This window comes from Novipirellula methanifontis, assembly GCF_052161655.1.
Classification (GTDB): Bacteria; Planctomycetota; Planctomycetia; order Pirellulales; family Pirellulaceae; genus Novipirellula.
This window is the reverse complement of record NZ_CP197418.1, coordinates 1909794-1936711: the sequence shown is the minus strand read 5'-3', so window position 1 is coordinate 1936711 and position 26918 is coordinate 1909794. Positions and strand designations below refer to the sequence as shown.

Annotated in this window: 22 protein-coding genes, 2 rRNA genes and 1 riboswitch; of the genes, 10 read left to right on the top strand and 14 right to left on the bottom strand. The window is 53.2% G+C overall.

Annotation, left to right across the window (positions count from 1 at the left end):
* Window positions 1-189 precede the first annotated feature (189 nt).
* Window positions 190-443, bottom strand: a riboswitch (cobalamin riboswitch).
* Window positions 444-625: 182 nt separating this feature from the next.
* From SH528x_RS06875 to SH528x_RS06865, 3 genes are all read right to left on the bottom strand, one after another.
* Window positions 626-2335, bottom strand: coding sequence for a Kelch repeat-containing protein (locus SH528x_RS06875; protein WP_442509778.1), 1710 nt, complete (start codon window positions 2333-2335; stop codon window positions 626-628).
* A gap of 83 nt (window positions 2336-2418) precedes the next feature.
* Entirely contained in the window at window positions 2419-2865 is a 447-nt protein-coding gene (locus SH528x_RS06870) for a hypothetical protein (protein WP_442509777.1), read from the bottom strand.
* Window positions 2862-3812 carry a DUF1559 family PulG-like putative transporter gene (locus tag SH528x_RS06865; protein WP_442509776.1) on the bottom strand — a complete coding sequence of 317 codons (951 nt, stop codon included), beginning with the start codon at window positions 3810-3812 and terminating at the stop codon, window positions 2862-2864. Before SH528x_RS06865 ends, SH528x_RS06870 begins: the two co-directional genes overlap by 4 nt.
* Before the next feature lie 390 nt (window positions 3813-4202).
* Between SH528x_RS06865 and hemP the strand changes: the two genes are divergently transcribed.
* A complete protein-coding gene (gene hemP, locus SH528x_RS06860) occupies window positions 4203-4403 on the top strand; it encodes a hemin uptake protein HemP (protein ID WP_442509775.1) in 201 nt (66 codons plus the stop codon).
* Between the two features lie 46 nt (window positions 4404-4449).
* Here the strand turns inward: hemP and mntR are convergent, their stop codons facing one another.
* Window positions 4450-4866 carry a manganese-binding transcriptional regulator MntR gene (gene mntR, locus SH528x_RS06855; protein WP_442509774.1) on the bottom strand — a complete coding sequence of 139 codons (417 nt, stop codon included), beginning with the start codon at window positions 4864-4866 and terminating at the stop codon, window positions 4450-4452.
* Between the two features lie 278 nt (window positions 4867-5144).
* Here mntR and SH528x_RS06850 point away from each other — a divergent pair, with 278 nt between their 5' ends.
* Window positions 5145-6281 (top strand): DUF1559 family PulG-like putative transporter, encoded by a 1137-nt coding sequence (locus SH528x_RS06850; RefSeq protein WP_442509773.1) that lies wholly within the window; start codon window positions 5145-5147, stop codon window positions 6279-6281.
* Window positions 6281-6634 (top strand): hypothetical protein, encoded by a 354-nt coding sequence (locus SH528x_RS06845; RefSeq protein ID WP_442509772.1) that lies wholly within the window; start codon window positions 6281-6283, stop codon window positions 6632-6634. The genes SH528x_RS06850 and SH528x_RS06845 overlap by 1 nt, the downstream gene beginning before the upstream one ends.
* 118 nt (window positions 6635-6752) lie before the next feature.
* Here SH528x_RS06845 and SH528x_RS06840 read toward each other — a convergent pair whose 3' ends face one another.
* From SH528x_RS06840 to floA, 4 genes are all read right to left on the bottom strand, one after another.
* Window positions 6753-7664: a cobalamin-binding protein gene (locus SH528x_RS06840; protein ID WP_442509771.1), complete on the bottom strand. Its 912-nt coding sequence runs from the start codon at window positions 7662-7664 to the stop codon at window positions 6753-6755.
* 45 nt (window positions 7665-7709) lie between these two features.
* Window positions 7710-8441 (bottom strand): proteasome-type protease, encoded by a 732-nt coding sequence (locus SH528x_RS06835; RefSeq protein ID WP_442509770.1) that lies wholly within the window; start codon window positions 8439-8441, stop codon window positions 7710-7712.
* Window positions 8442-8641: 200 nt separating this feature from the next.
* Window positions 8642-9055, bottom strand: a complete 414-nt coding sequence (locus SH528x_RS06830; RefSeq protein ID WP_442509769.1) for a hypothetical protein — start codon at window positions 9053-9055, stop codon at window positions 8642-8644.
* A 5-nt stretch (window positions 9056-9060) separates the two neighbouring features.
* Window positions 9061-10158: a flotillin-like protein FloA gene (gene floA / locus SH528x_RS06825; RefSeq protein ID WP_442509768.1), complete on the bottom strand. Its 1098-nt coding sequence runs from the start codon at window positions 10156-10158 to the stop codon at window positions 9061-9063.
* Between the two features lie 331 nt (window positions 10159-10489).
* On the opposite strand from floA, the gene SH528x_RS06820 reads away from it, so the two are divergent.
* The 4 genes from SH528x_RS06820 (at window position 10490) to egtB (ending at window position 13490) form a co-directional block, all read left to right on the top strand.
* Window positions 10490-10639 carry an SDR family NAD(P)-dependent oxidoreductase gene (locus SH528x_RS06820; RefSeq protein ID WP_442509767.1) on the top strand — a complete coding sequence of 50 codons (150 nt, stop codon included), beginning with the start codon at window positions 10490-10492 and terminating at the stop codon, window positions 10637-10639.
* Window positions 10636-10980 (top strand): SDR family NAD(P)-dependent oxidoreductase, encoded by a 345-nt coding sequence (locus SH528x_RS06815; protein ID WP_442509766.1) that lies wholly within the window; start codon window positions 10636-10638, stop codon window positions 10978-10980. Before SH528x_RS06820 ends, SH528x_RS06815 begins: the two co-directional genes overlap by 4 nt.
* Window positions 10981-11242: 262 nt before the next feature.
* Entirely contained in the window at window positions 11243-12205 is a 963-nt protein-coding gene (gene egtD / locus SH528x_RS06810; protein ID WP_442509765.1) for an L-histidine N(alpha)-methyltransferase, read from the top strand.
* 4 nt (window positions 12206-12209) lie between these two features.
* Complete coding sequence (gene egtB, locus SH528x_RS06805; protein ID WP_442509764.1) at window positions 12210-13490, top strand: ergothioneine biosynthesis protein EgtB; 1281 nt, start codon at window positions 12210-12212, stop codon at window positions 13488-13490.
* Between the two features lie 67 nt (window positions 13491-13557).
* On the opposite strand, the gene SH528x_RS06800 is transcribed toward egtB, so the two are convergent.
* The 4 genes from SH528x_RS06800 to SH528x_RS06785 form a co-directional block, all read right to left on the bottom strand.
* Entirely contained in the window at window positions 13558-13905 is a 348-nt protein-coding gene (locus SH528x_RS06800; RefSeq protein WP_442509763.1) for a tRNA-binding protein, read from the bottom strand.
* A complete protein-coding gene (locus tag SH528x_RS06795; RefSeq protein ID WP_442512093.1) occupies window positions 13902-14519 on the bottom strand; it encodes an HD domain-containing protein in 618 nt (205 codons plus the stop codon). The genes SH528x_RS06800 and SH528x_RS06795 overlap by 4 nt, the downstream gene beginning before the upstream one ends.
* Window positions 14520-14722: 203 nt before the next feature.
* Window positions 14723-15934 carry a hypothetical protein gene (locus SH528x_RS06790; RefSeq protein WP_442509762.1) on the bottom strand — a complete coding sequence of 404 codons (1212 nt, stop codon included), beginning with the start codon at window positions 15932-15934 and terminating at the stop codon, window positions 14723-14725.
* Between the two features lie 218 nt (window positions 15935-16152).
* Entirely contained in the window at window positions 16153-17541 is a 1389-nt protein-coding gene (locus SH528x_RS06785) for an NAD(P)/FAD-dependent oxidoreductase (protein ID WP_442509761.1), read from the bottom strand.
* Window positions 17542-17909: 368 nt separating this feature from the next.
* Between SH528x_RS06785 and SH528x_RS06780 the strand changes: the two genes are divergently transcribed.
* Window positions 17910-18299, top strand: coding sequence for a CoA-binding protein (locus tag SH528x_RS06780; protein ID WP_442509760.1), 390 nt, complete (start codon window positions 17910-17912; stop codon window positions 18297-18299).
* Between the two features lie 17 nt (window positions 18300-18316).
* On the opposite strand, the gene SH528x_RS06775 is transcribed toward SH528x_RS06780, so the two are convergent.
* Window positions 18317-19042, bottom strand: coding sequence for a platelet-activating factor acetylhydrolase IB subunit (locus tag SH528x_RS06775; RefSeq protein ID WP_442509759.1), 726 nt, complete (start codon window positions 19040-19042; stop codon window positions 18317-18319).
* A 409-nt stretch (window positions 19043-19451) separates the two neighbouring features.
* Between SH528x_RS06775 and SH528x_RS06770 the strand changes: the two genes are divergently transcribed.
* Window positions 19452-20042, top strand: coding sequence for a hypothetical protein (locus SH528x_RS06770; protein WP_442509758.1), 591 nt, complete (start codon window positions 19452-19454; stop codon window positions 20040-20042).
* A 391-nt stretch (window positions 20043-20433) separates the two neighbouring features.
* Here SH528x_RS06770 and SH528x_RS06765 read toward each other — a convergent pair.
* Window positions 20434-21969: ribosomal RNA gene (locus tag SH528x_RS06765) — 16S ribosomal RNA — on the bottom strand.
* 1948 nt (window positions 21970-23917) lie between these two features.
* On the opposite strand from SH528x_RS06765, the gene SH528x_RS06760 reads away from it, so the two are divergent.
* Window positions 23918-26793: ribosomal RNA gene (locus SH528x_RS06760) — 23S ribosomal RNA — on the top strand.
* The last annotated feature ends 125 nt before the right edge of the window (window positions 26794-26918 follow it).

Here is a 26918-nt window from a genome sequence, read left to right as displayed (position 1 = left end):
AAACAAATCTTTGGTTTTTCAGATAGCTTGGCGAAGCGGCGACAACAGGGATCGAGCAGAAGCTCTGTGAACAATGAAAAACGAATCGATGCGTTTCACAGAAAAGCAATTTGCCAGAGCGGCCACTTGACCTTCGGCAGACGTCCCGTCGAATCACATCGCAACGATCACCCCAATCCAAGAGGGCACAAAACCGTCTATTTCGTGGTAGGTCTTCTGACTCACTGCCGATCGAATTCTCGCAGCCTTCTCGCCCCGATTTCCTGTCACACAGGTTGTCCGAGCAATGGCGTTTTCAATGAAAGAGTTTCGATTTGGATGCATTTGATTTACGCATCCAAGGGCAGTTCACAGCGGCTGGACCATCCCGGAATTTCACCGGAGTTCCCTGTTCACTCGCGAGTGTAGAAACACCGCGAGTCACCACGAACGCTTAAGAATCTAGCAGCTGAAGCGGCGACGTCAATGCTTTGCTAGCACAATGTTGTCTGTTTTCATTTGGACGCGTATTTGACGTGTTTTCGTCGGATCGTTGCAGCAGTCACGCGATCCGGCGCGGGGCAAAACGGCCCCGTCATGCGACAGGGCGAGGCTATTTTGTGGCAAATCGATGCTTCACCGGCCGCTATTTGATTTCGACTTTGTCGAGATTCGTGAAGCGTCCGATTGACATGTTTGCACCTCCCACCATCACCATCGATGAGGGATCAAGTGGCAACATGCAGTGAAAGAAGCGTCCGGGGTCGTAGCTTCCTACGATCTCCCAATCATCACCCTCCGCGGTCAGTCGCTGGATCGTGCCATTGACCGTGCTGACATAGAGACGGCCGGCATGCGATTGGGCCCAGCATCCAAACCCGGTCATCGCTTCGCCAATCAACGATGCCCCCTTGGACCACTGGTTCGACTTCGGATCGAAAATATCGACCTCGGTACTCGGCCCTTCTTCTTGGTCCATCCCGCCGACCACATAGATCCGTCCGTCGTGTGCGGCGACTGACAACGCACGTCGCTCGAACTGTGGCGCTGCCATTGCTTTCCACTGCAGTGGTTGTTGGCTCAAGTCGGCTGTCCACGCTGTGGTATGCCACTTGGTTTCGTTTTCGCCCGACATCGCCCAACCACCGACGACGTAAACTTGGTCGCCGATAACCGCGGCGGCGTGCGAAGATCGTGGTTCAGGCAACGGGGTGTCGTCTTTCCACTGTTTCGACGCAATGTCATAGCGACTGACCGTTGCTTGCGATTGCAAATCGTGCGTTTCGCCTTCGGCGTTCAGCGCGGTAAAGCCGCCGATTCGCACCACCGAGTTCCCGTGCCCGACCATTGCCAAGCCTTGCAGCTTTGGTCCCGACGGCAACGAATTCCACGATTTTCCATTGGGCAGTTCGAGCGACCAAAATGCATTGGATTGTTCTGCGGTGGAGTAGGAGTGTGCATCTCCAATGTGACCGCCGTAAACAAACAGCCTTCCGTTTGCGACCGCGCCCCCGAAACTGGTCAGCTTGAGCGGCAGATCAGGAAGTGACGAGGCGTGGACGGTTACCGATGATTCATTTGTTTTCGTCATTTTAGATTCGCTGACGTGGGCCGAGTCATTGCGGTGTGCTTCCCCGTTGAACTGCGGCCGAGGAAACGTAGCGGTCAGATAGTTGCTGGTCGCTTGAAAGGACTCTTCTTTGAACGTACCCGAAGCATCGTCGTCCGTGAAGCCAACCATGATCGCGTTCAAGCCTGGTTCGACTTGCTTGCTTGTGAACGTCACCACTCCGTCGTCGTTCGTTTTTGCCGATCCTTCTTCATGCCCTTCGTCACAAAACAGTTTGACTTCGGCGTTCGGCAGCGGCTTTTCCTGCCAAAGCACCAACACGCGGATTCCCTCGTCTGCAGCTGTGATTTCGGCACGAAGCTGGTTGCCACCTGATTTGCCTTCAGCCCGAGGTGTCGTCCAGGTCGATGGATCCGAGCTGGGGAAATGCTGAACGTAATACACCAATTTCGAGCCGTGGTAGATACCGTACGTCTGGGTGCCGTAGATGCATCCGGTGAGCTCCGCGGCGTCTGCGGCCTGCAACCCGACCAAATCGTTGGTTGAAATGCTTTGCACTTTCAGTGACTTTGATTCGTCGTCGCCGCGAGCATGTTTTAGCTCGAATTGCGTCATCGATTCGGGCAAATGGTAAGTGCGATCGCTCAGTCCTTCGCCGAAAAACAAGATCGGTTTCCCTTCGTCGTCCAACGCAAGCCAAGGAAAGTGCGCGTGAGCGTGATCAGGGCCGAGCAAACTGAACAAAGCAAACAGGCAGACGATTGGGGTGAGGTAGAGTGATTTCATTTTGGTATTTTTCAAGAGAGGATTTTGCATAGAGTAAAAGTGGAAGGGAAAAAGACAGGCTGGAAGCCTATCCCACGGTTTTACTACAGGTCGATCCGCAGCGGACTGTCGTGCTGTGGCGTGATCTCGATTCGCTTCGCTGTCTCCGAGCTCCGTTTACGAGCCGAGGTTGGGGAGCGGTGTACACCAAATTCCCGTACCGCTTGGCGAGGGTTCTGCTCGGCAACTTCAATGATCGCTTCGATCGATACTTCATCGGGGTTCACTCGTACGGTGTATTCTCCAGCGTGAGGCCCCGTCTGTCGAGTAAAAGCGAAACGTCCCGCTTCGATTCGCGTCGTCACAGGAGCTGACTTTGGCGATGCTGGCGTCAAAATCAACGTCGCATGCTCGATCGGTTTTCCCTCGACTTGAACGGTTCCGTGGATCGGGATTCGATGGGGTTCCTGTTCGCTGCATCCGCTCGCAGTGACCATCGCGATGCCCGAACACGCGTAAGCAAGGTATACCAATGGTTGTCGCCGGCTCATTGCTCGCCTCCGGCAATCACTTCATGACCATTCTTGCTAGCTAATGCATTGTAGATTTCGTAGTCGATCGAATCGGTCATGAAACGCGTGCTGCAGTCGGCATAGACGAAATGGGCGCCGCCGATGTGTTGGCTCGCAAAACCGCCTATGTTCGCGGCGGTGTGGACATTTAGTGGGTACAGCGTTGTACCCAAAGCGATTTTGGGATACCCGACGACCCAGCGAGCGGTGCCCCATTTGACGGTTCCGACCATGTCGCTCGGAAGCGTGCTGCCGTTCCAGACGTAGTCTTTGTAGTCGTAGACGGTCTCGCCCAGTGCGATCGTCGACGACGTTCCGTCAATGCAATCGCGGAATCGATTTGGCGGGTTTTGAAATCCGTACGAAGGCCAATGCAATCCGAACAGCCCATCGCCCTTTGGCATGTAGTCATCGGTCCCTTCACACCACAAATAGCTGGCGGGACCGCCGGTTTCGACGGGGCGGCCGTTGGTGCCGATGCGAGCATCGGGAGCGTCGCGATTGAGGATCATCGACGGGCACAGATAGCTGGCGATCTTTTGCGACGAAACTTGTTCGTTGTACGGATCGCTGTAGTTCTTCGAGAAATCCCATTGCTGATAATTATTTGATTCCTCAAGATGCGACAGCACCGAGACAAACGGGCTGATAAAGTTGCTTTGGATACTGCCGGCCGGGAATTGACCAAACGTGCCATGGTAGTTGTGAGCCGCCAGCACGATTTGACGCATATTGTTGGTGCACGAAATTTTGCGTGCAGCCTCGCGGGCCGCTTGTACTGCCGGCAGCAACAGACCGACCAATATTCCGATGATCGCAATGACCACCAATAATTCGACCAACGTAAATCCACGTCGCAAACGACGCGGTGAGGTTGTGTTTTCGGCGTCCTGTAAATGGACAGACCGACTGCGTGAGATTGTCATCAAACAACTCCTTCAAAGAGCCTAAGAGAAAGGAAACAAGCTCTTGATGTTCCACATGAACACGAGAGCTGCATCCGAGCGTGGCTGGCGAAGGTGTCGACGGCCCAATTTTGGAGACTGCTGATTTAGTTAGCCGTTTTGGCGCTAGCCACGGTTCCGTCACCATCTAACCGGGGCGAGCGCCCAAACGGCTAACTTTACCGCGGTGATGTTGTGCTAAATCAGCAGTCTTCGTTTATGGGGGGCCGTCGCTCCAGTTGCTTGCTGCGTCGTCGAATCTGAATTGCTATTGCGAATCAGTCTCAACAAGTATTGCGTCGCGGAGTCTTTTTCGCAAGAATGGCTGAGTAAAAAAACGGAAATGCGTAAGCGACGTGAAAATAAAGACTTATGACGAATCAAACCGAGGCAACGCCGCCCGATCCCAAAAAAACTCCTGCCACGGACGGTGTTTGGGAGAGCCAAATCGCACCAAAAATCGTCCGATTCAAGGACCTCGCACGCTGTGGAGATGAGATTTGGATCGAGCATCAAGGGATGCTGTATCGGTTGCGAGAAACCCGCCAAGGCAAGCTGATCTTGACCAAATAGCAGTGATTTCTGGCTCGCGCCGTACTGCCACAAAGGATCTTTTTTACTACGACGGCTCGCTTGGCCAACCTTTGGTCAGCACGTTTTTCATGGCCGCGAGCGTTTCTTTGCTGACATGGTGCTCGATCCCTTCACTGTCGGCGGCCGCCGTTGCCGCACTGACCCCCATTCGCCGCAGAAAACTCTCGACGATCTCGTGGCGTTTGCGGGACTGTGTCGCCAAACGCTTGCCCGCAGCGGTTAATTCGATCGGTTGGTACGGCTCGGTCACGACCAATCCATCTCGCTGCAGACGTCCGATCGTGTTGTTGACCGTGGCGTGCGTGACCGCGAAATGCTTGACAAGATCGATAGCACGACAGACGCCTCGCTCGGTAATTGCGTCCGCGATCGCCTCAACATAGTCCTCGGCAACCTCGCTGGCGTGGTCCGATCGAATTCGCTGATAAGTCTTCGATGGCAAGTTTCGATTCCCTTTATGTGCCCGAAGTGGTGCAATCACCACCCGCAATGTGCCTTCTTTTGTAGCCCCACATCTTAGCAAAATTGTTTTCACGCTGAATCCCCTTGATCGTATCTCCCACAATCAGTAGACTTCGCCCACCAAGTTAGCCATGGCTAACTTTTGTGAACAAAAAGCAAAGCACGCTTGTTCTTTTTTTGCGCCCTACAAGTTAGCATCGACTAACTTGCAAGCCTAAGAGAAGTTCCGAGTGAACCGAACTGAAATAGAGGATCACTATGCAGAAAATACGAATCGCGGTTAACGGCCAAAAAACATTCTTCAGAAAGCCGGTGATTGCCGATCACGGTCGCCGAGTCGCGTTCACGCTGGTCGAATTGCTCGTGGTGATCGCGATCATCGGAGTATTAGTCGGCTTGCTGCTTCCCGCAGTCCAGGCGGCACGCGAAGCAGCACGTCGCATGTCATGTAGCAACAACCTGCGACAAGTTGGTCTCGCGGCACAAAACTATCACTCGGCTTACCAGCGTTTTCCTGCCGGTTACGTCTCACATCCCACACGTGATGGATCAGCTCCGGCGTCGGTGATGATGGACCCAATCACGTGGGATGCCGGGCCAGGATGGGGCTGGGCCGCCGGTTTGCTGCCGTTCGCCGAAGGCAACGCCGTGATCGAAAATTTGCGACTTGATCAACCGATTTGGTCTTCGTTCAATCGCCAAGCAATCGCAACCACGGTACCAATGTTTTTGTGTCCCAGTGCAACTGGAGGTGACGAGCCGTTTGAAGTAAAAAACCAGGCGGGAAATGCATTGGTGGTTGCAGGCCAGCAAATGCAACTGGGACGCAGTCACTATGTGGCAAACCATGGTCAAGAAAGTTGTTGGGGTGAATGTGGTTCGGCGGCTACTGGCGAGGTGTTTACGAACATCTATACGTCAACGACCAAGATCGTTCCGATCAATGGTGATGCCGCCAACGTCGCGGACGGACCCTTTTTTCGCAATTCAAAAACGCGATTCCGCGATGTGCTCGATGGGACCAGTAACACGATTTTCTTTGGTGAGCATAGTTCCGCCTTAAGCGAGAAAACATGGGTCGGAGTGGTGCCCGGCGCGTTCACGCACCCACGTTTTTTGTCGCCTGAAAATGGTCCTGATGCCGCCGCGACCCTGACACTGGTTCATGCAGGACCGTCTGGTGGCGAGCTTGATATTACGGGCAGCCCAATTATTCATCCGGTCAACTTTCCCACCTACCACGTCGGGCAAATGTTCGCCGAACATCTCGGCGGCGGCTACGTTTGCATGGGAGACGGATCGGTTCGCTTTGTCACCAATTTTGTCGATCTGGTTCTATGGGCCGAACTGTCCAGTATGGATGAGCACGAAGTCATCGATTGGGAGAAGTTTTAATGACACGCAACAACTCAAACACCAAGTCGGATTTAAATCGTTGGGCGGTAGCGACCGCCACTCTACTTATCCTTGTACTGATCGGAGTTGCTTGGTGGATGTATCGCACGCCAGTCAAGCTTGACGAACAGGGCTACGATGTGACGATTGCACTGTATCGAGTTTGCAATCAACGCAGTAGCGAAGGGTTGCAGCAAATCGAAGATCAAATGCGAGAATTTGAGGCGAGTCAAGGTTCGCTGGGCGAATCGCATCAAGTTGTCATGACCATGATCGCGACTGCGAAAGCAGGGCAGTGGAAAGAAGCAGCCATCGCCTGCCGCCAAGCACTCGAAGATCAAGTCAAACGCTAACGGTGAGATATGCTTACAGCCTGCCATTTCCGAAACCAAACGTAGCGAAACTCGCCAAGAGTTTCGTCCGCCCCCCACAAACAGCCTACCGTCCTAACGACGTTCGTGACAAGAAACCCTATCTCACTTTCCGAGCCGCAAGCAACCCGCTGGGCAGGGGATGGACCGTTTCATGCAAGGCATGGCCGAGAATCTCGAGGCTGTCGACCAACCGCGGGCCAGGGCGACTGAAATAGGCTGAACCATCGACGACGTAGACACGATCGTCTTTGACGCACGAGAGCGTTTCCCAGCCTGGATACGATTTTAAAATTGGGACGTCTTGCATAGTTCGTTCAACGTCAAAACCGCAGCATGCAATCATCAACACCTCGGGATCCGCGGCAACGATCTTCCCCCAAGCCGTAGTGACCGACCGCTCGCCCGCGATGCCGATCGCTTCACGACCGCCGGCCAAGGCAACTAATTCGGGACTCCAGTGGCCTGCGCAAAACGGAGGATCAATCCATTCCAACAACATTACGCTGGGCCTAGATTCGATCGGCTCGGTTCTCGCTGCCACGGCATCGACTCGCTGCTGTAGGTCGGCGATATAACCTTCTGCACGTGAAAGACAATCGGCTGCCATGCCGACCTGGCGGATGCACTGCATCACATCCGCAAACGAGGTGGGTTCAAGATTGATGACTTGCGGCGTTCCCGGTAACGAGCACGCTGCCGATCGAACTTCACTTTCCGCCACCGCACACACGTCACACAAAGCTTGCGTAACAATCAAATCGGGTCGCAGGCGTTCCACGACTGGCATGTCCAATGAATAGAGTGCCTTTTCCGTTTTGAGTCGTTCGCGAACCAGCGAATCGATTTCGCCGCTGGACGCATCATGCGGAATCAACGTCCGGGTGACTTTCGGCAATTCGGCAACGTCGGCCGGATAATCGCATTCGTGCGTGACACCGACGAGTTGGTCGCGAAGCCCCAAGGCACAAACAATTTCGGTCGCGCTGGGCAGAAGAGAAATGATTCGCATCGAAGTTCCGCAGGATTCATGTAACGAGATCGAAATCGTTACAGATCACAGACCGTTTTGCAATCCGAGCAGTGAGTCCGCCCACTGCATCGGCATTGATGCCAACGAATTGGTCAGCACCTCAGACCACCACTGAGTCGTTTCCGCCAAGTCGGATTCGGTATAGCGTTGGAATTGAGGATGCCGCGAATGATTGGGAATGACCGCAACGTCGATCGGATAGTCGACGTCGGTCACGCTGGCTCGCGTTGCGTCAAATGCGAGCAGTGCCAATGCGACCGCCGACCGTAGCGGGGTTTCGTAGTTCAATAGACGGTCCAGGATTGGTTTGCCGTAATAGGTGCGTCCGATCATAAAGTAAGGCGAATCGAATGCAGCTTCGACCCAATTACCTTCCGGGTAAACGTAGAACAATTGCGGCGATTGGTCGGCCAGCAAACAGCCGCCGATGATCGCGTGCAGGTTAAACGTATGCCCGGTTGAGGAAAGTGAGGGACCGTCTTCGCTGCGAACTCGTCTGAGTTGCTCGCCAAACAAATTGGCAAATTGGTACAGCCGATCGACGGATTGCTGCGATTGCCGCAGTGTTTCTTCGACGTAGATCAGCGTCTTGTCACGAACCGAACGCAGCCCGCTGGTCATGGTGAACAGCGATGCGTCACCATGCTGAAACTCGGCTAGCTTCTGTTTATTGACCTGTTCGCTGCCACGTGTAATGCGTGTGTCCGCAAGCGCCACGATTCCAGCACGCACTTGGATACCAATACAAAACGTCACGAGATTGCCCACGCTAAAGTTAGAGAAGTTGAAGCCGTGAAACGATCACGCGGTGCACAAATCGTTCCAATGTGGGATAGGCTTCTGTAGCGAAAGTCGCCAAGACTTTCGGCATCGATCCCAACACTCCGAAACTCTTGGCGAGTTTCGCTACGGAGGCGTTTTATGATGACAGGCTGGAAGCCTATCCCACATTTTGGTTACAGCAACGCGGGCTCGTCGAGCGGTTCGACTGCGTAGGATTCGTTGTCGGAGTTCAATGTCAACCGAAACGAGGCTGTGACTTGGCTACTCTGCGTTTTCATAGCATCGGAAACCGCTTGCATTGTTGCTGCATTCAGCTGAGCGTCTTGCGGGCCACTGGCGTCAACGACGACCAAATGAACGACGTCGCCCGCCATCTCGATCTGGTTTTGCAGGTAGCCTTTCACGAGCGGATAGGGTGTTAGCGGAAGCGGGCTGTTTGCACAAAACGCATCATAGGGTGCTTTGTCCGAGAAGCCGTAAATGACCTGATAGGATGACTCGGTTTCGGTGGGAGTCAGCGTCGGGCCGATACGTACTTTCTCAGAGATCAGCACATAGCAGGGCGTGGCAACGGTATTAGGATTCATCAGAGTCAATTTGTTTCTGGAGGAAGTGGTTTAGAATGATCGGCCAAGAGTGCAGGGGCACTGCGAGGACGTTTTGACGATGAATCGCTTGAGAGGCGATGTAGCGGGCCCGCGCGAAAGGCATCCGCCAGCGCTGCCGGCACAGTCGCCTCGGCCAAGACGAACGCAGCTCGATTGCGGCTGACGTTGGCTTTCATCTTCTGCTCAAGCGCGACCGCTTCGGCGCGACGTCCCTCTGCTAATGCGCGAGCGATCCGGGTGTCGGCGTCGGCCTGGTCACTTTGCAAGCGAGCGCCGATATTCTCACCGACATCAATGTCGTAAATGTCGATCGAGACGATGGCAAACGCAGTGTTCGCGTCTAAGCCGTTGGTGATGGCTCCTTTGGAAATCGTCGAAGGCATCTCCAAGACATCCATATGTGAGTTGGCGGAGCCAATCGCGGTGATGATTCCCTGGCCCACGCGAGCGATAATGGTTTCTTCGGTGGCACCGCCAATCAATTGTTCCAGATTGGTTCGCACGGTCACGCGTGCACCGACTCGCAACTCCACTCCGTTTTTTGCAACGGCGCTTAACGTATGCGCTCCGCCACTTTCGTTGCGAGGACAGTGGATAACTTTAGGTGACACGCTCGTTTGAACCGCCAACAACACGTCTCGGCCGGCGAGGTCGATCGCAGCAGCACGATCAAAATCCAAGTCAATTCCCGCGCGATGTGCGGCGATTTGAGCTTGGACCACGTTCATCACATCACCGCCCGCCAAGTGGTGGGCCTGCAATCGATTCGTACTCATTCCGGTTTTGCGATCGATCGACAAACCGGCTTGCCTTGCCATGACTTTCGCCGTGACGATCAAGCGATGCTCGACACGAAGGAAACTCATCACAATCAAGCTTTTCATCGTGATGTCGGCACCCGACATGTAGGATTGGACCCAATACGACCCCCACTTGGCAAAGATCGCGATGATCAGCAAGCCTAAAACGGCTGCGACGATGCCCAGCCCCACAATCACTTGCCAGAAACTTGGAAGCTCTAATTCCGCAACGAAATCGAACACAACCGCCACCTTTTGTTGGGCAGTCCACCGGCGACTCATCCAAAGAACCATTGCTTTGGACGCAGTCAAATTTCAATCAAAACCTGCGATACATGCAGCTCGCGAAGAGAGGTTGATCGAAGATTGCGTGTGTTAAACGTAGCCGAAGAAACCAAGGTCTCGTGGGGGTCGTTGGCTACCACACCTCTCTATCTAGAATCCTAGGGCCCAACCGCCAAAATGCAATGCCCCCCTGGTACATCGCAGTCAGGGGCGGGGCCGGTCCTGCCGTGCACCCTACAATATATTTCTGCCGTACCGTATGTTTTTGGCGTATCGGGATCGTAGGTGAACAGTGCCCTCTGATGGCACACATTAGGAGATGGAATCGATGCATATTAGATTAGAAAACAAAACAGCCGTTGTGACGGGCTCGACTGCGGGAATCGGATACGCGATCGCAAAGGGATTGGCTGCCGCCGGGGCGGGCGTGTTCAGTTTCTATCGAGCGAGTCGGCGATCGCGATACCCACTGAGATGATTCATTACAGGATGACCAAAACGGCGTTACTGTCGATCTCGCGTGGTCTTGCCGCTACCGTCGCGGCAACGGGAGTCACTGTCAATGCGATTTTGCCTGGGCCAACGGCATCGGAAGGGGTGTCGCAATTTGTCGATGACTTGGCACGTGATGGAAACAAGACACGCGAGCAGGTCGAGACCGAGTTCTTTGAGCAAGTCCGCCCGACCTCATTGCTCCAGCGTTTTGAAACGGTCGACGAGATCGCGAATATGTGTGTGTTTGTTGCATCGGAGCAGGCTTCCGCGATCACCGGGGCTGCGCTCCGTGTGGACGGTGGCACTGTCAACGCGATCTTCTAATGTCGCGAAACAGTCATCCGATGACCGGTTGTCGACCAGCGTTATTTATTCATCAAAAATTTATTCCTTGACCAATTTCGCTGTATTTTCCGGGATCTCCGACGTTCGTCCGGCATCGCCATTCTCGGGCCTGCGGTTGGCATAGTTTGTGCTCTGCTTGCCTGCGGGCCTATGCTGATAGAGTGCCCGCGTGATGTCTCTGCATTGACTTCTTTGCAAGCCCCTTCAAACGCTGCCTCGGCGCGAGCGAGAGTTGACGAACATGAATCAAGCCAACGTTGTGCAGTCCACTGCTGTCCGAGCGGATACTTTTCTTGACGATGTGTTGGATGGGTTGTCACGTCCCAACAAATCGCTGCCTAGTAAATACTTGTATGACGAGCGTGGCTCGCATCTATTTGATCAAATCTGTGAACTGGACGAGTATTACGTAACTCGTACCGAGTTGGCGATCATGCAGCAGCATGCGTCGTCGATTTCACGTCAAATTGATACCGACGTGATGTTAGTGGAGTACGGCAGCGGCAGCAGTCTGAAAACTCGTGTACTTCTGGACGCACTCGAGCGACCTGCGGCTTATGTGCCAGTCGATATTTCGGAAGAGCATTTGCTCAAAACAGCTGAGCAGCTACGGTTAGCGTACTCGGAATTGAAAGTACTTCCCGTCGTTGCTGACTTTACCCAGCCGTTTACGTTGCCCAATTGTGAACCGCCGGCGTCGCACGTCGCCTTTTACTTTCCAGGGTCCACGATCGGCAATTTTACACCGCCGCTAGCCGGCAAGTTGTTGCAACAAATGGCTGCGATGCTGGGGCAACAAGGCGGGTTGTTGATCGGCATTGATTTACAAAAAGACACCGACGTCTTGCATGCCGCCTACAACGATCACGAAGGAGTCACGGCAGCGTTCAGTCTGAATTTGCTGAGTCGAATCAACCGCGAACTTGGGGGCGATTTTGATCGTGATCGCTTCGAGCATCGGGCAGTCTACAACTCGCTGCACCATCGCATCGAAATCAGCATTGTCAGCCTCGAGGATCAAAGGGTATCCATCGGCGACCATACGGTTGACTTTGCCGCAGGCGAAGCCATCTTGACCGAATACTCGCATAAGTACACCGTCGACGGGTTTGCGAAGTTTGCTCGGCAATACGGATTTCATTTGCATAAATCTTGGACCGATCCCAAAAACTATTTCGCTGTTCTGCACCTCGTCATCGAATAAAAACATGAGCATTACTGCTGCGAACATGTCGCTGGGAGAACAACTTCGTGCTTCTTACTCAGCCACGCGAAGTTTTACGGACCAGATTGCCCAACCGTTGTCGGCCGAAGATTGCACGGTTCAGTCGATGGACGATGCCAGTCCCACGAAATGGCACCTCGCGCATACCACATGGTTTTTTGAAACCTTCATCCTGCGGGCTCAGTCGGACTACCGCGAGTTTGATCCGGAATTTAACTTTCTATTCAATTCGTATTACAACGCGATTGGCCGCCAATATCCAAGATCACGTCGTGGACTGATCTCGCGTCCGGGGATGCAGCAAGTCGAGGATTATCGCAAACACGTCGATCACGAAATGTCGATACGGTTGGAGTGTGAAGATTTCGCGACTCAGGTAGCCGAGTTATTACGGATTGGGATTAATCACGAGCAGCAGCATCAGGAATTAATGCTTACCGACGCTAAGCACATGCTGTCTTGTAATCCAACATGGCCAACTTATCGTGAGGATCCATTTGAAGAGCGTGGTGAAGCAAAACCAAATGATTGGATCGAGGTGCCCGAAGGGACGCACATCATCGGTCACGAAGGCCACGGCTTTGCTTATGACAACGAATCCCCTCGACATCCGACGCATCTGCACTCAGCGTCGATTGCCACGAAACTAGTGACCAACGGCGAGTACCTCGAATTCATCGAAGACGGCGGCTATGAGCGGCCGGAGTTCTGGTTGTCGATGGGCTGGGCGACCGTCGAGCAGAACGAGTGGAACACGCCCCTGTATTGGACGCAGCAAGATGGTCGCTGGCATCAATTCACGCTCGCAGGCTTGGTTCCCGTGGACTCTGCTTGGCCGGTGACTCACGTCAGCTATTTCGAGGCCGATGCATTCGCTCGCTGGTCAGGCAAGCGGTTACCTACCGAGTTTGAATGGGAAGCCGCGTGTAGAATCGCCTCGGAATCATCGGACATGTCGCTCGAACGAGAACCGTTCGCGGATGTATTGATGCAGCAAAACAAGTGCATTCATCCAACGCGATCCCCCGCCGGATTGATGGGCACCGCGTGGCAATGGACGTGCAGCAGTTACGCGGGCTATCCCGGCTATCGACCACCCGCCGGCGCGGTGGGCGAGTACAACGGCAAATTCATGTGCAATCAATACGTGTTGCGAGGTGGCAGTGTCGCCACCTCGAGCAACCACATTCGCAGCACCTACCGCAATTTCTTCCCCCCCGATGCACGTTGGCAATTCACCGGCATCCGGCTCGCGGCCAGTTGATTTAGTGAGCCGCTCGCGCGTAAGCGGCCGGGTTCTACGCACTACCCGGTGCCTTACGGCCCGCGGCTCACGCCAACTTGGCGCCGTTATCGATCGATTTATCAGGAATCGCCAGTACCACCGAACCATCGTCGCGATAGAAACCTGCGATCAAAAATTCAGATAGAAACGGTCCGATCTGTTTCACCGGAAAGTTAACCACTCCGATGATTTGTCGGCCCAACAGTTCCTCTTTGCTATACAGCGAAGTGATTTGAGCACTCGTTCGTTTGACACCGATCTCGGGACCAAAGTCGACGGTCACCTTGTACGCAGGTTTCCTCGCTTCAGGAAAATCCAAGACCGCGACGATCGTTCCCGCACGCATCTCGACTTGTTCGAAATCGTCCCAGCCGATGGTGTTTTTGAGACTCATCTTGTTTCACCACATTCGTGTCGGAATTGATCTAGAAACGTTCGCATGAACTGCTCGCGTTGTCCCGCGATATGCCGAGCCGCGTCAGTGTTCAGCAAATCATGTAGCTTGAAGAGCTTTTCGTCAAAGTGGTCGATCCCTGTTTTCCGTTTTCCGTCCACGTTATCTGACAGATAAAAAGGTTGTCCGATAGCTGCACCGTACTCGATCGTTCGTACGATCCCAATCGCGCCGAGGGCATCAAGTCGATCGGCGTCCTGGACGATTTTGGCTTCGAGTGAAAGCGTGCTGGGATCGACAGCTTTGCGAAACGAGATGGTATCGACAATTGTCGCAACGTGCGCGATGGTGTCGCGGTCGACATGCAAATGAGACAAGATATCGCGAGCAAACTCGGCACTTCGCTCGTTACCATCGTGAAATTTTGCATCGCCTAGATCATGCAATAGTGCCGCCAGTTGGACAACAAAGCGATTCCCACCGACCTCCTTTTGAATTTCGCGAGCCGATTTGAGCACACGCAACACATGATCGACATCATGACCGGCCTGTTGTCCAGCCATCCGCTCACGAACGAGGCACTGGACATGTTCAACTATATCCGTTTCGGTCATCATCGTCCTAACAATTCAATTGGCTTCCAGTGTGGGATAGGCTTCTAGCCTGTCATCATGTGTCAGGCTTTCTTCGCGATTTCATGGTAGCGAAACTCGCCAAGAGTTTCGACCAACACAAAAGCGTTACAAAAGTCTTCGCGACTTTCGCTACGCGGAATGAGACGGCATGGGCCGATGACACGCTACGAGCCTATCCCACTTTATTCCCAGAGAATCAGTAGTTCGGGACAGAGGATATGGGAGACGTCGTTGGGATCGACAAGGATCCGCAGCGATTCACCTCGATCGCGGAAGCCTTCGGCTCGTTTGACGCTAATCCCATACGCGTTTACGGTCGCCGTGTGTTGGCGTCCCAAGTGATCGAACTCGAAAATCACATGATGACGACGTTGATTGTTCACGGTGGTTGTCGTGCGTTTGACGTCTTTGACAACGCCTTGCACCAGATCGCCGTGACGGCAAACACGTAGCTTCCGCCAGCGAAAACGTTGTGCGAAGTATAGCATGATGCCGCCGACCAACGGCAATGCCACCAGCATCAGCATGCCCACCAGTTTGTTCTGCCCATCGCCGATCGCGATTGCGGTAATGCCGATCCCAATCCCCACAAGCAAGAAGACGATGCCGAACAAGACGACCGGCAGCGTATTGCCGAGCACTTGTGCCTTCATTCCCGGCGGCAGGGTTCGCGGTCGCGATTCTGCGAGAAACGTTTCTAATTGATCACGAGTGACCGCCAATTTTCGCAGTTGGTTTTTCAGCAACGTGCCGGCCAAACCGCCCATCCGATCGGCAGTCGCGTGGACATCCTCGATACGTGTTTCGCGGTGTAGATCGGGGTGAGCGTCAAGCGTTTCTTCGCCTTGTTGTATCTTCTCGGCGATCTCCAATGCTGTTTGCACAAAGTCCGCCTGGTCATTTTCCTCGATTACCTCGTTGTGACGGAACACGACCAAATAACGCCCTTGGCCTTTGATATTCCAGCCTGGATGTTTGATCAAAAAATCACGCAGCTTGCGAGTGAACATCAGCCGCACCGGCGACTCAGCCCAGGCGGTCAAGCGATAGATCCCAGCGAATTGGGGGGTGTCAGGAAAGTCCAACGCGCCCATCCCGCCGAGACCCGCAGAGCTGAGTAGGGAGAGCAATTTGCCGGCCATCCCCTTGGGTTTCGGCGCTAGGTCAAATTGCGGCAGATCCAGAGCGGATTCATCCAACACGATGGCAGATTGGCGAACATGGCTGGTCGTGGTCGGCCCGTCGCTCGAGCGATTTTCGCGGGCATACCCCATCGTGACCACATTTAAATTAGCGTCGCCAAATAGCGATTGCTGATGCACCGTGACGGAGACTGGCCCGGCGAACATTTCGGACAGATCGTCTTCGAGCGTCTCGGTGGTCTCAGCGGGCATTCGAATACTCCAGGTTTTCAGCGGTGTAAATCAAAAGAGCGGGCTGTCAAACCCATAGGCTGCGTAACGGACCAACCAGGGCGCGGCAATCTGCGAACTTATTTCAATGGCACGGCCATGAGACGGGAACCGCTACGCTGTGAACCATTTTTTCCTATTGGGTTTGTTCATTTTTAGCGTAGCGGAAGTCTTGGTGACATTCGCTACGACGATCTCGATCACGCTTTGCTACGATCGGTCAGCCTTGCGGCCTCAGGTTGCGTCGAGGCGGAGAGTGCCGGAACCGGTGCCTCGCCGACGGATGTTCGCGCTGCGTTGGTGTCGACCTGTGATGCTTCGGGCTCGTCATAAAAACGCCAGTGTTTGGCCAATATTAAGCGGGCTCCGCGACGGAATGAGATGAAGGACCATGTCCAACTGAGAATCACAAACAAGCGGTTGCGAAAACCGGTCAAGAAATAAATGTGGACGACCAGCCATGCCATCCAGGCGGGGAATCCAGTCAAGCGATACTTGCCGACTTCGGCAATCGCTCGACTGCGGCCAATCGTAGCCATTTGTCCTTTGTCGACGTAACGAAATTCGGGTCGCGGTGTTTTGTCGAGTTCACAACGGATGACTTTGGCAAAATGACGACCTTGCTGCATCGCGACCGGTGCGATACCGGGCAACGGACGCTCGCCGGCCTCAACAAAATTGCACAAGTCCCCCGCCGCAAAGACTTCGGGGTGGCCGGCAATCGAAAGGTCCTTTTCGACTCGAATTCGCCCCTGACGATCACGTTGGAAACCGTCTTGGTTGCCGATCTCGGACGCTTGCACTCCTGCTGCCCATAACACGGTTGCGGCATTGATGCGGTCACCCGACACATCAACTCCATTTTCATCAATCCGGGTCACCCGACTGTCGGTCCAAGTCTGCACACCAAGCGATTCGAGGTCGCGCATCGCTCGACTGGCCAGTTTTTCAGAGAACATCGGCAAGATTCGCGGGCCTGCTTCGATCAAGATGATTCGTGCCAATTTAGAATCGACGTTGCGAAAATCGCGAGCCAACGTAAAACGACTCATCTCGCCGATTGCTCCCGCTAATTCAACTCCGGTAGGTCCAGCACCAACGACGACAAACGTCAATTGTTTGCGGCGTTCGTCCATATTTGTCGTCAATTCTGCCTTTTCAAAAGCCTCCAACACCCGACGGCGGATCTCCGTTGCCTGTTCAAGAGTTTTCAATCCCGGCGCGTTGGCTTCCCATTCGTTGTGCCCAAAATAACTGTGTTGCGCCCCGCAAGCGACCAATAAATAATCGTAAGGCACGACTCCGAAGGAAGCGGTCACGGTCCGCTCTTCCAACTGAATCGAGTCGACTTGGCCGCAGAGCACGCGAACATTCGTCTCTTTGGAAAGGATACTGCGAAGCGGTGCCGCGATATCCGCAGGGCTCAAACCCGCCATCGCTACCTGATACAGCAGCGGCTGAAAAAGATGATGGTTGCGTCGATCAATCAGTGTAACCGACACCCGTTTTTCGCGTCCCAAGGCTTTGGCCGCATTTAACCCTGCAAACCCGCCTCCGATAATCACAACGCGTTTCAACGTGTCACTCATCCCATTTTCCATCATTCGAATTCGGAACCTTCTCTTTCTATAATACGTTCCGAACCAAGAGCGATGGAGAGACAGCGGCGAAGTGGGGTCGTCGCTGCCCCAATTTCCATCTCTGTGGTAAACATTGTGACCTTGAAGACCTCAATGCGACGAGCATCTTCAAGCAGGATCCGGGGGGCGAATCGACGGCGTTCGCTCTGAATCCTTCCCTGAAACATCTCCTTATTTCGACTGTCCCATTTTGTGTGCCGAACTCGCTAGTGTCGGGCCGCCGATCGCTAAAACGTTGGTAAAATGAGGCCCGCGGCTAGCGCCGTCGGCTCACAAATACGGGGAAAACGACGTTCGAACTATTTAGGCTTTTGACCATGAGTGCGATTGAATCCTTTCTGACCGCGAAAAACTTCGCGGTCGCCGGAGCCTCGACGCGACGGCATAAATACGGAAACAAGGTTTTTCGGGCATTGCTCGATTCAGGCCGCGAGGTCTATCCGCTAAACCCGATCAGCGAAGAGATCGAGGGGCATACGGCCTACCCGCGGATCGCCGATTTGCCGGTCGTCCCCGAGTCGCTGTCGATCATCACGCCGCCTGAAGTGACACGGCAAGTCGTGGCCGATGCGGTGGCAGCGGGAGTGAAGAATATCTGGATGCAACCCGGCGCCGAAGACGCTCAAGCGAGCCAAGCGGCTCGCGACGCCGGAGTGAATGTCATCGATAATGGCAGCTGCGTGCTCGTTCTACTCGCACGCGATTGATATCGACCGCAGCCGATTTACTTTGCCATCAACTTTTTCACGCTTGGCTCGATCGACTCGGCCCAAATCGTGTAGCCCTGTTCGCTGAGGTGCAGCAGGTCGGGCATGATTTCTTTGGAAAGTTTCCCATCGTCACTCAGAAACTTGTCACCAATATCCAAGTAATGAACATTGTCGTCGGTCGCTAGTTTCGCAACCATCTCGTTGCTCTTCTCGTTCACTTGACGCTTCTTATCCGATGGATCCGCACCGCGCGGGAATGTTCCCAATAGTAGGATCTCGGTATCAGGCGTTTTTTGCTGCAGTTGGCGAACAATCGCAGTCACGCCCTCCGCAATCTGTTCAGGCGAATTGCTGCCTGAATTGTTCGTACCAATCATGATCACCGCAACTTTGGGTGAGATGCCTTCGACGTTGCCGTTATCCAGTCGCCAAATCACGTGTTGAGTGCGATCGCCGCCGATGCCCAGATTCACCGCGTTGCGATCGCCGTAGTATTTGGCCCACACATTTTTGCCGTTGCCTTCCCAGCCTTGCGTGATTGAATCGCCAATAAAGACAAGGTCGACGTTGCCTTTCTTGACTCTTTCGTTCATCGACTCGTGGCGTTTCATCCAGCGACTGTCACGCGGGACCGGTTTGATCGCATCATGCTCGACTAACGTCTCTTGAGCGTAGAGTGGGGAAGCCAAAAAGGCTGTCAGCAACAGCGAAGCCATAAAGGAACGACGGCAAATTTGCATAGTAAGTTTCTCGATTGTTGAGGAAACGGGGGAGGGAATATCGAGCGATATCATAGTCCATCGCGGACGAGGACGCGGCAAATACAAGGCGATTTTCTGCTCGCGAAATCCGCCAGCGGTACCTCCTTGCTGCTTCAATTCCACGGTATTTCAATGCATTCAGTAGCAAGCAGCCCGCATAGATCTCGCAAAGTTGTGGAAAGCATCGATACAAAGATAGGTAATCCAGCGAAATAGGGCCAGATTTAGCGACCTCTTTACGCCTAACTTGCGCGTCCGGGGGTAAAATAAACCACAGGAAGAGGGGAAGGCGGATCGATTTTCTCGCAATTCCTGCTAAACAATTGTTACCATCAATGGGACCAGAGCTAACAGATATTGCAATTCACGTGTTTCGGGAGACCGCAGGGTGGTCATACAAACGACTCAAGTTTACCGCTACCGTGTCGACGCATCGGACATCATTGTTGAAGTGGACCAGTGGTGGCTCGCATTTGCTAAAGAGAACAACACCATCGATCTGGATGAACCCTCCGTCGTCGGCAAGTCGCTGTGGAGTTTTATTGCCGACTACGCAACTCAAAAGCTGTACAAGGAAATTCATCGCTTTGTGCGAGTGACCGGAAATCCGATCACCGTTCCCTTTCGCTGTGATTCACCAACGCTTAAACGCTACATGCAATTAACGATTACCCAACGCGAGAACCAACAACTCGCGTACGAGAGCATCTTACTGCGAGCGGTGCCCAGCCGTCGGCTTTCGGTGTTGGACCCCAGCGAAGAACGCTCGGCCGCATTTCTAACCATGTGCAGCTTCTGTAAACGCTCGCTGATCGAGCCCGCCGGATGGCTTGAGATGGAGAACATTGCGATCAAATTGCGGATGTATCGAAAACAAACCGTGCCGGAACTTCGATATACAGTCTGCCCCGAATGCGAAGACCAACTCGGCGGCGAGCGAAAGCAAACGGATTCAACATCCGAGCCAAATCAGAATTAAATCCCGGAAAGTGGACCGAGAGTTTTGCTGGCTATAAGAAACCTCTACTTTGAAAAAACCAGTCAACCAAAATTTTTTGCTGGCATCGGCAACCGAATCTTTTAGTATCAAAGCGAAGCGGGCGGCAGTATTACTGCAACCACTGCGTAAAACAAAAGTCTTCGCGACTTTCGCTAGGTTCAGACATTTTGCGATCAGTGTTCACGTGCGCGCACGAAAAAACCCACTCAGGCTGGCGACGGGCCTGAGTGGGTCTTCGTTTGATATTTGGTGATGAAGTGAACCAGATCCGAAGATTACTGGCGTGTTTTCTGTTGAGTTGATTTGAGAACCATTTTCACAAAGTGGATGATCTCAGCAAGCTGATTCCATCCATTTCTAAATTCCTTAGAAAGGAGGTGATCCAGCCGCAGGTTCCCCTACGGCTACCTTGTTACGACTTAGTCCCAATTGTCGAGCTGACCTTCGGCACCTGCCTCCCCGAGGGGTTAGCTTGGTGACTTCGGGCCCTCCCAACTTTCGTGGCTTGACGGGCGGTGTGTACAAGGCTCAGGAACACATTCACCGCAGTATGCTGACCTGCGATTACTAGCGATTCCGGCTTCATGCAGGCGAGTTGCAGCCTGCAATCCGAACTGAGGCACGGTTTCTAGGATTTGCTCCACCTCGCGGTATTGCGTCCGTTTGTCCGTACCATTGTAGGACGTGTGCAGCCCTAGACATAAAGGCCATGAGGACTTGACGTCATCCCCACCTTCCTCCGGTTTGACACCGGCAGTCTCTTTAGAGTCCCCGGCATTACCCGCTGGCAACTAAAGATAAGGGTTTCGCTCGTTAAGGGACTTAACCCGACATCTCACGACACGAGCTGACGACAGCCATGCAGCACCTGTGCAAGAGCTCCCCGAAGGGCACTCTCTACTTTCATAGGGATTCTCAAGCATGTCAAGTCTAGGATAAGGTTCTTCGCGTAGCCTCGAATTAAGCCACATCCTCCACCGCTTGTGTGAGCCCCCGTCAATTCCTTTGAGTTTCAGCCTTGCGACCATACTCCCCAGGCGGAGCACTTAACGCTTTCGCTACGGCCGAGAGGATGTGAAAGTCCCCTCAACCCAGTGCTCATCGTTTACGGCTAGGACTACCGGGGTATCTAATCCCGTTCGCTACCCTAGCTTTCGTTCCTCAGCGTCAGAAAAGACCCAGTGATGCGCCTTCGCCACCGGTGTTCCCTATGATATCAACGCATTTCACCGCTCCACCATAAGTTCCCATCACCCCTGTCTTCCTCGAGCCTAGTGGTTTGAAACGCAGTTCCACGGTTGGGCCGTGGGCTTTCACATCTCACCTTCTAGGCCGCCTACGAACGCTTTAAGCCCAGTGATACCGAATAACGTTTGGACGGTTCGTCTTACCGCGGCTGCTGGCACGAACTTAGCCCGTCCTTCCTCTGAAGATCGGTCAAACTAAGGGGAGTACCCCCTAGCATTTCCTAGCTTCTGACAGCGGTTTACAACCCGAGGGCCTTCATCCCGCACGCGGCGTCGCTTGGTCAGGCTTTCGCCCATTGCCAAAGATTCTCGACTGCAGCCACCCGTAGGTGTCTGGGCAGTGTCTCAGTCCCAGTGAGCCGGGCCATGCTCTCACACCCGGTAGCCATCGTAGCCTTGGTGAGCCATTACCTCACCAACAAGCTAATAGCACGCGGTCCAATCCTCGAGCGGAATCACACCTTTGATCCAAAGATATTATTCGGTATTACTAACAGTTTCCCGTTACTATCCCGAACTCGAGGGCATGTAACCACGCCTTACTCTCCCTTTCGCCACTGTCCCCTCTCCTAGCAAGCTATTTGAGGTTCTCGTACGACTTGCATGCCTAATCCACGCCGCCAACGTTCATTCTGAGCCAGGATCAAACCCTTCAATTTTGTATTGATTCACCAGTCAGCAAGCTGACCGGGAGAAAGCAAAGTTAAAACCGAAAGTTGATTCTGCTCTGAGGGCCTCGGTAAAGACCCTCAGCGATTCGCCATTTTTTCAACACCGTCTTACATCAACAGTAAGCAGTGTCGAGGAATGGTCTCGCATCTGAACTCAACAGAATTTTCATCACCAAATTGTCAATGATCGGTTGCAACTCAAAAGCATTGTTTCGCTCGGCGGGCGAGTGAAAGTTGCTCTCAAGTGCGAGAGGGAATGATTACGTCTTCGGCCTTTGGCGTCAACACGCTCTAGGCCACTTTTTCGAAAAGTGACCGAAATCGATCGTGAGCCACCGCGACGATGCACCGGAGCGACATCACCGAACAACGTCTTTCCTCGGCGAACACGCCATCTAACACGACTGCGATTTTGTCACAAAGTTCTCGCGAATTATTTTCGGGCGAGTTCGTTTCCAAACCATTTCCAAAGAGTCCATCGCCGAATCCGTCTCCGATTCCCAGTTTCGCAAGCCTGGAAAACCAATTCAGCTGGCGGGAAGCAAGCTGCGATCCGCACTTCCATCGGCGACAGTGTTGGTGAAAGCGATGTGCGATGTGCGTCGCTGGGAACTGGGAGTTGGGAGTTGAACTTCAGTGCTTCTGCGTCTGAACCGAAATGCCACTTGGACTGGACAGCAATCAGGGCCGAAGACTCAATCGGCAATCATCCATCTCGGCAAATCACAACCCGACGCGTCAGCGAGGGACCGAAGCAAGACCGAGATTCCCTCGCTCACGCGTCGGGCCAGGCAGGCGATCGTCCTCACCCCACTGAACGTCGAAACACTAAACGGGGAAACGAACAACGAACTTCCCTGGGACGGGCAAGCTCCAAATACATGTGGCCAGCGACCTAGAAGAAGGTAGCGATGCAACTGGGTCGATCGCCAGCAGCACGCCTCCGGAGATTTCGGAAATGCACCACGATTCGGACACGCCCCGCATCTGCATCACGCACATTTACACTGTAATACTTGCACGTGCCACCCAACGCGACCCACTGCGCCCCTATTCCCCGCGAAAGACAGGTGGTCGCCATCAAAAGAGGACCGACCTTTGAACAGTGCGACCACTCTCCCACTCTCCCACTCTTTAAGACGCTTCTGAAATCGGCACACTCCCCTCCTTCATGGCCGGCCAGACTGCCGCCAGAGGCTCGGTTTCGGTAGTGTCCTTGCAAACGCAAAAAGAAATCCAATTACCGACAGCAGCATGTTTTGCTGAATCGCTCCGGACATACACCGACGTTTCGCTCAGTAAATAACGCATCTTTGCGGCAGCCCAATGACACAACCCAGGTAGCGGAAAAGTGTCTTTGTGAGGGCTTCGAGCGATTCATTTTACCTTTTTCGGAAATAGAAGCCTTTGTGTTGTTGACGCCGAGCGGGGCGGCCTATATTCTTCGCCCCTCACTGACCGAGTGACACGCGTCGCACCCTTCAACGCAAGGGAGTTTCGCAGTGGAACTTGGACGGTTGCAAAGCTCGGACGCTCCGGTTACAACCGGCGACTGAGAACTGATATTTGACAATTTGGTTGTTTGGTAGTTGGCATCTGAAAGAGCACTACACTCGCAATTAGGGCAGTTCAGCTCGGGACTCGGTCTCGGGAGGCTCTGTTTCAAACGCGAGAAAAGTGAAAACAAGTTCTGAGAAGCGTTGCCAACGCCGACATTCGATTCACGCAGTTTACTGTGCGGGTCGTAATTGAAAGCGTTGGCAAGAATGTATTCTTATAGGATTCTGTGCAACGTGATTGCTGTAGTCAGTGAAGCTTTCTCTTCGGAGAGAGTGGAGTAAAGCAGCAATCACCACATGTGATATCGTTAATCATAGAAACCAACGATATTTCGCGTTCAATGGTGGTTAAACACTTTTGAGTTCGGGATTTCGATGGCCAATCTATTAAGGGCACATGGGGGATGTCTTGGCGTTAGAAGAATGAAGGGCGTGGAAGTCTGCGAAATTCCTGGGGGAGCTGACAAACAAGCAATGATCCCGGGGTGCCTGATTGCTACCTGCTGAATTCATAGGCAGGCTAGTTACAACCTGGTGAACTGAAACATCTAAGTAACCAGAGGAAGAGAAAGAAAAATCGATACCGTCAGTAGCGGCGAGCGAAATCGGTATAGCCCAAACCGTGAAGGTTTCCTTCGCGGGGTTGTAGGACTTCGATATTGGATTGTGTGTTGTTAGTGGAAGATTCTGGGAAGGATCGCCATAGAGGGTGACAGCCCCGTACACGAAAATAAACATGCACCATAGAAGCACCTGAGTAGGTCCAGTCACGTGAAACCTGGACTGAATCCACGGGGACCATCCCGTAAGGCTAAATACTCTCTAACGACCGATAGCGTACCAGTAGCGTGAGTGAAAGGTGAGAAGAACCCCTGCTAGGGGAGGAATGTGAACCTGAAACCATGTGCCTACAAGCGGTCGGAGCACTATTTTAATGTGTGACGGCGTGCCTTTTGCATAATGATCCGGCGAGTTGTGGTATACGGCTTGGTTAAGTCCTTCCGGGACGAAGCCCAAGGGAAACCGAGTCTGAATAGGGCGAAATGTGTCGTATGCTGCAGACGCGAAACCTGTGTGATCTACCCATGAGCAGGTTGAAGCGCGGGTTAAACTGCGTGGAGGACCGAACCCACTTAGGTTGAAAACTGAGGGGATGACTTGTGGGGAGGACTGAAAGTGTAATCAAACCAGGAGATAGCTCGTTCTCTCCGAAATATCTTGAGGGATAGCGTCGTGTAAATTAGTTACCGGGGGTAGAGATACTGAATCGGATGGGGGCCCTTCCCAGGGTACCCCACCGAACCAAACTCCGAATACCGGTAACCGTACCGCGGCAGTCAGTCTCTGGGGGATAAGCTCCAGAGTCGAGAGGGAAACAACCCAGATCGCCTGCTAAGGTCCCGAAGTTTTACTTAGTCACTAAGGAAGTTGAAATGCTGTGACAGCTGGGATGTTGGCTTAGAAGCAGCCACCATTTAAAAAGTGCGTAACAGCTTACCAGTCGAGCATTTCTGCGCCGATAATGAACGGGAGTAAGTAAAACACCGAAGCAGCGGATTCTAGTTTACTAGAGTGGTAGGAGAGCGCCGATGACGAGATACAAGCCGTACGGTAACGAGCGGTGTTGGCGTCATCGGGTGATTATGCCGGAATGAGTAACGATAAAATAGGTGAGAATCCTATTCGCCGAAAGCCTAAGGTTTCCTGGGGAAGGCAAATCCGCCCAGGGTTAGCCGGTACCTTACCCGAGGCTGAAAAGCGTAGGGGATGGATAACAGGTCAATATTCCTGTGCCGGTTGTGTATCTAGTCGCAGGGACGGCGTCCGGAAAGTGAGCGGTACGAATAGAAATGTCCGTAGCGAACACTGAGGTGTTGGGGATTAAAAGACCCGACATAAGCCAAGGTATAGCTCGAGAGCGTTTAAGTTCTCGAAGTCATTGGAAGGACGTCCAAGAAAAGCTGCGAAGTTAAGCAACTGACCGTACTAAAACTGACACAGGTAGGCGAGATGAGAATTCTAAGGCGCTCGGGAGAACTGTGGTTAAGGAACTCTGCAAAATGGCCCCGTAAGTTCGCGATAAGGGGCGCCCACGCAAGTGGGCCACAGAAAATCGGCTCTAACGACTGTTTATCAAAAACACAGGTCTCTGCTAACACGCAAGTGGATGTATAGAGACTGACGCCTGCCCGGTGTTGGTAGGTTAAGGAAGACGGTTAGCCTCACGGCGAAGCTGGCGACCGAAGCCCCAATAAACGGCGGCCCTAACTATGAGGGTCCTAAGGTAGCGAAGTTCCTTGTCGGGTAAGTTCCGACCTGCATGAAAGGCGTAACGATTGGAGCACTGTCTCAACCACAGACCCGGTGAAATTGTAGTTGTGGTGAAGATGCCACATACCCGCGGTTAGACGGAAAGACCCCGTGAACCTTTACTGTAGGCTGATATTGGGTTGAGATATAATTTGTGTAGGATAGCTGGGAGGCTTCGAAGCAGGCACGCTAGTGCCCGTGGAGCCGTCGTTGAAATACCAGCCTGGTTATATTTTAATTCTAACTTCGATCCCCTGAATCGGGGCGAAGGACAATGTCAGTCGGGCAGTTTGACTGGGGCGGTCTCCTCCCAAAGAGTAACGGAGGAGTGCAAAGGTACACTCAGCCTGGTCGGTAATCAGGCGAAGAGAGTAAAGTTAGAAGTGTGCTTGACTGCGAGACCCATAAGTCGAGCAGGTACGAAAGTAGGTCTTAGTGATCCGGTAATCCCGAATGGAAGGGTTATCGCTCATCAGATAAAAGGTACTCCGGGGATAACAGGCTTATCGCATCCGAGCGTCCACAGCGGCGATGCGGTTTGGCACCTCGATGTCGGCTCATCACATCCTGGGGGTGTAGAAGCTCCCAAGGGTTTGGCTGTTCGCCAATGAAAGTGGTACGTGAGCTGGGTTCAGACCGTCGTGAGACAGGTCGGTCCCTATCTGCCGTGGGCGTACGAATCTTGAGGAGGTTCAACTTTAGTACGAGAGGATTTAGTTGGACGAAGCTCTGGTGTACCAGTTGTCGCGCTAGCGGCACGGCTGGATAGCTAACTTCGGAACGGATAAACGCTGAAAGCATCTAAGCGTGAAGCCCGCTCCAAGATTAGGATTCGTAGACATTAGTCGAAAGCCCCCAAGAAGACGACTTGGTTGATAGGCTGGGCGTGTAAGCACGGTAACGTGTTGAGCTAACCAGTACTAACGGGCGAAAGTTTGGCCATCGATATCCCGCACTCATGTTCTATAGGGATACATGGCTTCGACGAAGTTTAAGAAGAAAACTCTTTCAGATATATAATAGCTACCAAACAATCTGGCGCACTTGCGGTGAAATACCCGCAAGTGT

Bases quoted from the DNA above. Each gene is read 5' to 3' on its own strand.
- SH528x_RS06875 (WP_442509778.1), bottom strand. From the start codon at position 2,335: ATGAAATCACTCTACCTCACCCCAATCGTCTGCCTGTTTGCTTTGTTC.
- SH528x_RS06870 (WP_442509777.1), bottom strand. From the start codon at position 2,865: ATGAGCCGGCGACAACCATTGGTATACCTTGCTTACGCGTGTTCGGGC.
- SH528x_RS06865 (WP_442509776.1), bottom strand. From the start codon at position 3,812: ATGACAATCTCACGCAGTCGGTCTGTCCATTTACAGGACGCCGAAAAC.
- hemP (WP_442509775.1), top strand. From the start codon at position 4,203: ATGACGAATCAAACCGAGGCAACGCCGCCCGATCCCAAAAAAACTCCT.
- SH528x_RS06850 (WP_442509773.1), top strand. From the start codon at position 5,145: ATGCAGAAAATACGAATCGCGGTTAACGGCCAAAAAACATTCTTCAGA.
- SH528x_RS06845 (WP_442509772.1), top strand. From the start codon at position 6,281: ATGACACGCAACAACTCAAACACCAAGTCGGATTTAAATCGTTGGGCG.
- SH528x_RS06840 (WP_442509771.1), bottom strand. From the start codon at position 7,664: ATGCGAATCATTTCTCTTCTGCCCAGCGCGACCGAAATTGTTTGTGCC.
- SH528x_RS06830 (WP_442509769.1), bottom strand. From the start codon at position 9,055: ATGAATCCTAATACCGTTGCCACGCCCTGCTATGTGCTGATCTCTGAG.
- floA (WP_442509768.1), bottom strand. From the start codon at position 10,158: ATGAGTCGCCGGTGGACTGCCCAACAAAAGGTGGCGGTTGTGTTCGAT.
- SH528x_RS06820 (WP_442509767.1), top strand. From the start codon at position 10,490: ATGCATATTAGATTAGAAAACAAAACAGCCGTTGTGACGGGCTCGACT.
- SH528x_RS06815 (WP_442509766.1), top strand. From the start codon at position 10,636: ATGATTCATTACAGGATGACCAAAACGGCGTTACTGTCGATCTCGCGT.
- egtD (WP_442509765.1), top strand. From the start codon at position 11,243: ATGAATCAAGCCAACGTTGTGCAGTCCACTGCTGTCCGAGCGGATACT.
- egtB (WP_442509764.1), top strand. From the start codon at position 12,210: ATGAGCATTACTGCTGCGAACATGTCGCTGGGAGAACAACTTCGTGCT.
- SH528x_RS06800 (WP_442509763.1), bottom strand. From the start codon at position 13,905: ATGAGTCTCAAAAACACCATCGGCTGGGACGATTTCGAACAAGTCGAG.
- SH528x_RS06795 (WP_442512093.1), bottom strand. From the start codon at position 14,519: ATGACCGAAACGGATATAGTTGAACATGTCCAGTGCCTCGTTCGTGAG.
- SH528x_RS06790 (WP_442509762.1), bottom strand. From the start codon at position 15,934: ATGCCCGCTGAGACCACCGAGACGCTCGAAGACGATCTGTCCGAAATG.
- SH528x_RS06785 (WP_442509761.1), bottom strand. From the start codon at position 17,541: ATGAGTGACACGTTGAAACGCGTTGTGATTATCGGAGGCGGGTTTGCA.
- SH528x_RS06780 (WP_442509760.1), top strand. From the start codon at position 17,910: ATGAGTGCGATTGAATCCTTTCTGACCGCGAAAAACTTCGCGGTCGCC.
- SH528x_RS06775 (WP_442509759.1), bottom strand. From the start codon at position 19,042: ATGCAAATTTGCCGTCGTTCCTTTATGGCTTCGCTGTTGCTGACAGCC.